Source organism: Chryseobacterium urinae, assembly GCF_030518295.1.
Taxonomy (GTDB): Bacteria; Bacteroidota; Bacteroidia; order Flavobacteriales; family Weeksellaceae; genus Chryseobacterium; species Chryseobacterium mucoviscidosis.
Window position 1 is genome coordinate 1 of the sequence record NZ_JAULSJ010000065.1, and the last position, 5,257, is coordinate 5,257.

Annotated in this window: 2 tRNA genes and 3 rRNA genes; all 5 read left to right on the forward strand. The window is 47.0% G+C overall.

From position 1 onward, the window contains the following. Nucleotides 1-99 precede the first annotated feature (99 nt). Nucleotides 100-1,616: ribosomal RNA gene (locus QWT87_RS20770) — 16S ribosomal RNA — on the forward strand. Between the two features lie 199 nt (nucleotides 1,617-1,815). Further along, a tRNA-Ile gene (locus QWT87_RS20775) sits at nucleotides 1,816-1,889 on the forward strand. An 83-nt stretch (nucleotides 1,890-1,972) separates the two neighbouring features. Next, nucleotides 1,973-2,049, forward strand: a tRNA-Ala gene (locus QWT87_RS20780). A gap of 172 nt (nucleotides 2,050-2,221) precedes the next feature. Further along, nucleotides 2,222-4,976 (forward strand): 23S ribosomal RNA (locus tag QWT87_RS20785). Nucleotides 4,977-5,176: 200 nt separating this feature from the next. Further along, nucleotides 5,177-5,257, forward strand: a 5S ribosomal RNA gene (gene rrf / locus QWT87_RS20790); the annotation flags it as partial.

Here is a 5,257-nt window from a genome sequence, read left to right on the forward strand (position 1 = left end):
GTAGGAAGCGGAAGAAATGAAGATCATTGACATACAATATAACAACCAAGTAAGGAAAAACTAAAGCGTTAAAAAACTTTGAGTGAGTCAGACAAACATACAATGGAGAGTTTGATCCTGGCTCAGGATGAACGCTAGCGGGAGGCCTAACACATGCAAGCCGAGCGGTATTGTTTCTTCGGAAACGAGAGAGCGGCGCACGGGTGCGGAACACGTGTGCAACCTGCCTTTATCTGGGGGATAGCCTTTCGAAAGGAAGATTAATACCCCATAATATTTTGGATGGCATCATTTAAAATTGAAAACTCCGGTGGATAGAGATGGGCACGCGCAAGATTAGATAGTTGGTAGGGTAACGGCCTACCAAGTCAGTGATCTTTAGGGGGCCTGAGAGGGTGATCCCCCACACTGGTACTGAGACACGGACCAGACTCCTACGGGAGGCAGCAGTGAGGAATATTGGACAATGGGTGAGAGCCTGATCCAGCCATCCCGCGTGAAGGACGACGGCCCTATGGGTTGTAAACTTCTTTTGTACAGGGATAAACCTATTTACGTGTAAATAGCTGAAGGTACTGTACGAATAAGCACCGGCTAACTCCGTGCCAGCAGCCGCGGTAATACGGAGGGTGCAAGCGTTATCCGGATTTATTGGGTTTAAAGGGTCCGTAGGCGGATCCGTAAGTCAGTGGTGAAATCTCATAGCTTAACTATGAAACTGCCATTGATACTGCGGGTCTTGAGTAAGGTAGAAGTAGCTGGAATAAGTAGTGTAGCGGTGAAATGCATAGATATTACTTAGAACACCAATTGCGAAGGCAGGTTACTATGTCTTAACTGACGCTGATGGACGAAAGCGTGGGGAGCGAACAGGATTAGATACCCTGGTAGTCCACGCCGTAAACGATGCTAACTCGTTTTTGGTTTTTCGGAATCAGAGACTAAGCGAAAGTGATAAGTTAGCCACCTGGGGAGTACGAACGCAAGTTTGAAACTCAAAGGAATTGACGGGGGCCCGCACAAGCGGTGGATTATGTGGTTTAATTCGATGATACGCGAGGAACCTTACCAAGACTTAAATGGGAATTGATCGGTTTAGAAATAGACCTTCCTTCGGGCAATTTTCAAGGTGCTGCATGGTTGTCGTCAGCTCGTGCCGTGAGGTGTTAGGTTAAGTCCTGCAACGAGCGCAACCCCTGTCACTAGTTGCCATCATTCAGTTGGGGACTCTAGTGAGACTGCCTACGCAAGTAGAGAGGAAGGTGGGGATGACGTCAAATCATCACGGCCCTTACGTCTTGGGCCACACACGTAATACAATGGCCGGTACAGAGGGCAGCTACACAGCGATGTGATGCAAATCTCGAAAGCCGGTCTCAGTTCGGATTGGAGTCTGCAACTCGACTCTATGAAGCTGGAATCGCTAGTAATCGCGCATCAGCCATGGCGCGGTGAATACGTTCCCGGGCCTTGTACACACCGCCCGTCAAGCCATGGAAGTCTGGGGTACCTGAAGTCGGTGACCGTAACAGGAGCTGCCTAGGGTAAAACAGGTAACTAGGGCTAAGTCGTAACAAGGTAGCCGTACCGGAAGGTGCGGCTGGAACATCTCATTTTAGAGCGTCATTAGACGATAAACAAAATTAGTGTAGCAATACACAAAGCACTTACTTAAAGAAAAGCTTTAGTTTTTTATTTGGTTGATATATATAAAAAATACAAAACCCACTAGAAATTAGTAAAAGGGAAAGAGATTGAGAAATGAAGAAGAGGAAAAGTATATTACTTATTACTCATCACCCATTACTCATACAAAGTCTCGTAGCTCAGCTGGTTAGAGCGCTACACTGATAATGTAGAGGTCGGCAGTTCGAGCCTGCCCGAGACTACTAATTAAGGCGGCTGGCAAATAGCTTATAGCTTATGGCAAAAAATCCAAAAGCAATTAGCAAGAAGCCAACAGCACCTAGAGGGGGAATTAGCTCAGCTGGCTAGAGCGCCTGCCTTGCACGCAGGAGGTCAAGGGTTCGACTCCCTTATTCTCCACCAATTGGGTTTCAAGTTTAATATTCAAAGTTCCAATAACGGAAGATGAGAGCCATTTTCCATGAACCAAGAACCTTAAACTATGAACCAGACATAAGATCATTGACATTAACGGTAAAGACATCACAAAGAGAAAACCGAGCACTTATAAGTGCTTGAGTAACCTAAAAATAGGAAAGAAATCGTTAAGGGCGTATGGCGGATGCCTAGGCTTTCAGAGGCGACGAAGGACGTGGTAAGCTGCGAAAAGCTGCGGGGATTGGCACACACGAATTGATCCGCAGATGTCCGAATGGGGCAACCCAATACATTGAAGATGTATTACCTCGTAAGAGGAGCAAACCCGGAGAACTGAAACATCTAAGTACCCGGAGGAAAAGAAATCGAAGAGATTCCGTAAGTAGTGGCGAGCGAAAGCGGATTAGCCCAAAAGTCTTTATATGTTTAAAAGAATGTTCTGGAAAGAACAGCCATAGAGGGTGATAGCCCCGTATTTGAAAGGCATATTTGGATGATAAATGAGTAGGGCGGGACACGTGAAATCCTGTCTGAATATGGGGGGACCATCCTCCAAGGCTAAATACTCCTGAAAGACCGATAGTGAACAAGTACTGTGAAGGAAAGGTGAAAAGCACTTCGAATAGAAGGGTGAAATAGAACCTGAAACCGTACGCCTACAAGCGGTCGGAGCAGATTAATTCTGTGACGGCGTGCCTTTTGCATAATGAGCCTACGAGTTAATTTTACTAGCGAGGTTAAGGTATTAAGTACCGGAGCCGGAGCGAAAGCGAGTCTGAATAGGGCGAATAGTTAGTAGGATTAGACGCGAAACCTTGTGATCTACCCATGGGCAGGTTGAAGCTTTGGTAACACAAAGTGGAGGACCGAACCGGTTGACGTTGAAAAGTCTTCGGATGACCTGTGGGTAGGGGTGAAAGGCCAATCAAACTGGGAGATAGCTCGTACTCTCCGAAATGCATTTAGGTGCAGCGTCGTATATAAGTTTATTAGAGGTAGAGCTACTGATTGGATGCGGGGGTTTCACCGCCTACCAATTCCTGACAAACTCCGAATGCTAATAAATGTTCTACGGCAGTGAGGGCATGGGTGCTAAGGTCCATGTCCGAGAGGGAAAGAACCCAGACCAACAGCTAAGGTCCCCAAATTTCTGTTAAGTTGAAGCAACGCGGTTGGACTGCATTGACAGCTAGGATGTTGGCTTGGAAGCAGCCATTCATTTAAAGAGTGCGTAACAGCTCACTAGTCGAGCGGTCCGGCATGGATAATAATCGGGCATAAACAGAATACCGAAGCTATGGATTTATAATTAATTATATCTGGTAGGAGAGCATTCTATCGGCGCTGAAGCAGTATCGTGAGGTATTGTGGAGCTTATAGAAAAGAAAATGTAGGCATAAGTAACGATAAAGGGGGCGAGAAACCCCCTCACCGAAAGACTAAGGTTTCCTCAGCCATGCTAATCAGCTGAGGGTTAGTCGGGACCTAACGCGAACCCGAAAGGGGTAGTGGATGGACAATGGGTTAATATTCCCATACTTGCTCACACTAAAAAGGGGACGGTTCGATGTAGCTATTGAAGACGGACGGAAGTGTCAAGGCTTAGCCTTCGGGCGAAGCTGTTATAGTGTAATCGGATCCAAGAAAAGCCGAAGTGAAGCAACCCGTACCAAAACCGACACAGGTGGTCGAGGAGAGAATCCTAAGGTGCTCGAGTGAGTCGTGGCTAAGGAACTAGGCAAAATAGTCTCGTAACTTCGGAAGAAGAGACGCCAGCAGCAATGTTGGCCGCAGTGAAGAGGCCCAGGCGACTGTTTATCAAAAACACAGGACTCTGCTAAATCGAAAGATGCTGTATAGGGTCTGACACCTGCCCGGTGCTGGAAGGTTAAGGAAGGGCGTTAGCGTAAGCGAAGCGTTTGACTGAAGCCCCAGTAAACGGCGGCCGTAACTATAACGGTCCTAAGGTAGCGAAATTCCTTGTCGGGTAAGTTCCGACCTGCACGAATGGTGTAACGATCTGGGCACTGTCTCAGCCACGAGCTCGGTGAAATTGTAGTATCGGTGAAGATGCCGATTACCCGCAATGGGACGAAAAGACCCTGTGAACCTTTACTATAACTTCGTATTGACTTTGAGTAAGTAATGTGTAGGATAGGTGGGAGGCTTTGAAGCAGGCACGCTAGTGTTTGTGGAGCCGCCGTTGAAATACCACCCTTTACTTACTTGGAGCCTAACTTCTTTCAGAAGGACATTGCGTGGTGGGTAGTTTGACTGGGGTGGTCGCCTCCAAAAGAGTAACGGAGGCTTTCAAAGGTACCCTCAGCACGCTTGGTAACCGTGCGTAGAGTGTAATGGCATAAGGGTGCTTGACTGTGAGACCCACAAGTCGATCAGGTGCGAAAGCAGGACATAGTGATCCGGTGGTTCCGTATGGAAGGGCCATCGCTCATAGGATAAAAGGTACTCCGGGGATAACAGGCTAGTCTCCCCCAAGAGCTCACATCGACGGGGAGGTTCGGCACCTCGATGTCGGCTCGTCACATCCTGGGGCTGGAGAAGGTCCCAAGGGTTGGGCTGTTCGCCCATTAAAGTGGCACGCGAGCTGGGTTCAGAACGTCGTGAGACAGTTCGGTCTCTATCTATTGCGGGCGTTAGATGTTTGAGAGGGCTTGATTCTAGTACGAGAGGACCGAATTGAACAAACCTCTGGTGTATCAGTTGTACCGCCAGGTGCACCGCTGAGTAGCTATGTTTGGAAGAGATAAGCACTGAAAGCATATAAGTGCGAAACTCGCCTCAAGATGAGACATCTTTTAAGGGTCGTGGGAGATGACCACGTTGATAGGCTACAGGTGTAAAGTTGGTAACAGCATAGCCGAGTAGTACTAATTACCCGTAGATTTATAGCCTATTCATAAGTAATGAGTAATAGGTAATGAGCAATCATGCTTATCATAACTTAGCTTAAGTATTTATAAGTGCGACACTGGTTTTGCCTTTGTGATGAAATTTACCGATAAAATATGTAACATGTACAAAAGTACAAAGTATCAAAGTAAACTGCTTTGTACATTTATACAACAATACATTTTACATTATATACAACCTTTAGGGTGGTTTTAGCGGTGGGGCTCACCTGTTCCCATTCCGAACACAGAAGTTAAGCCCACCAGCGCCGATGGTACTGCGA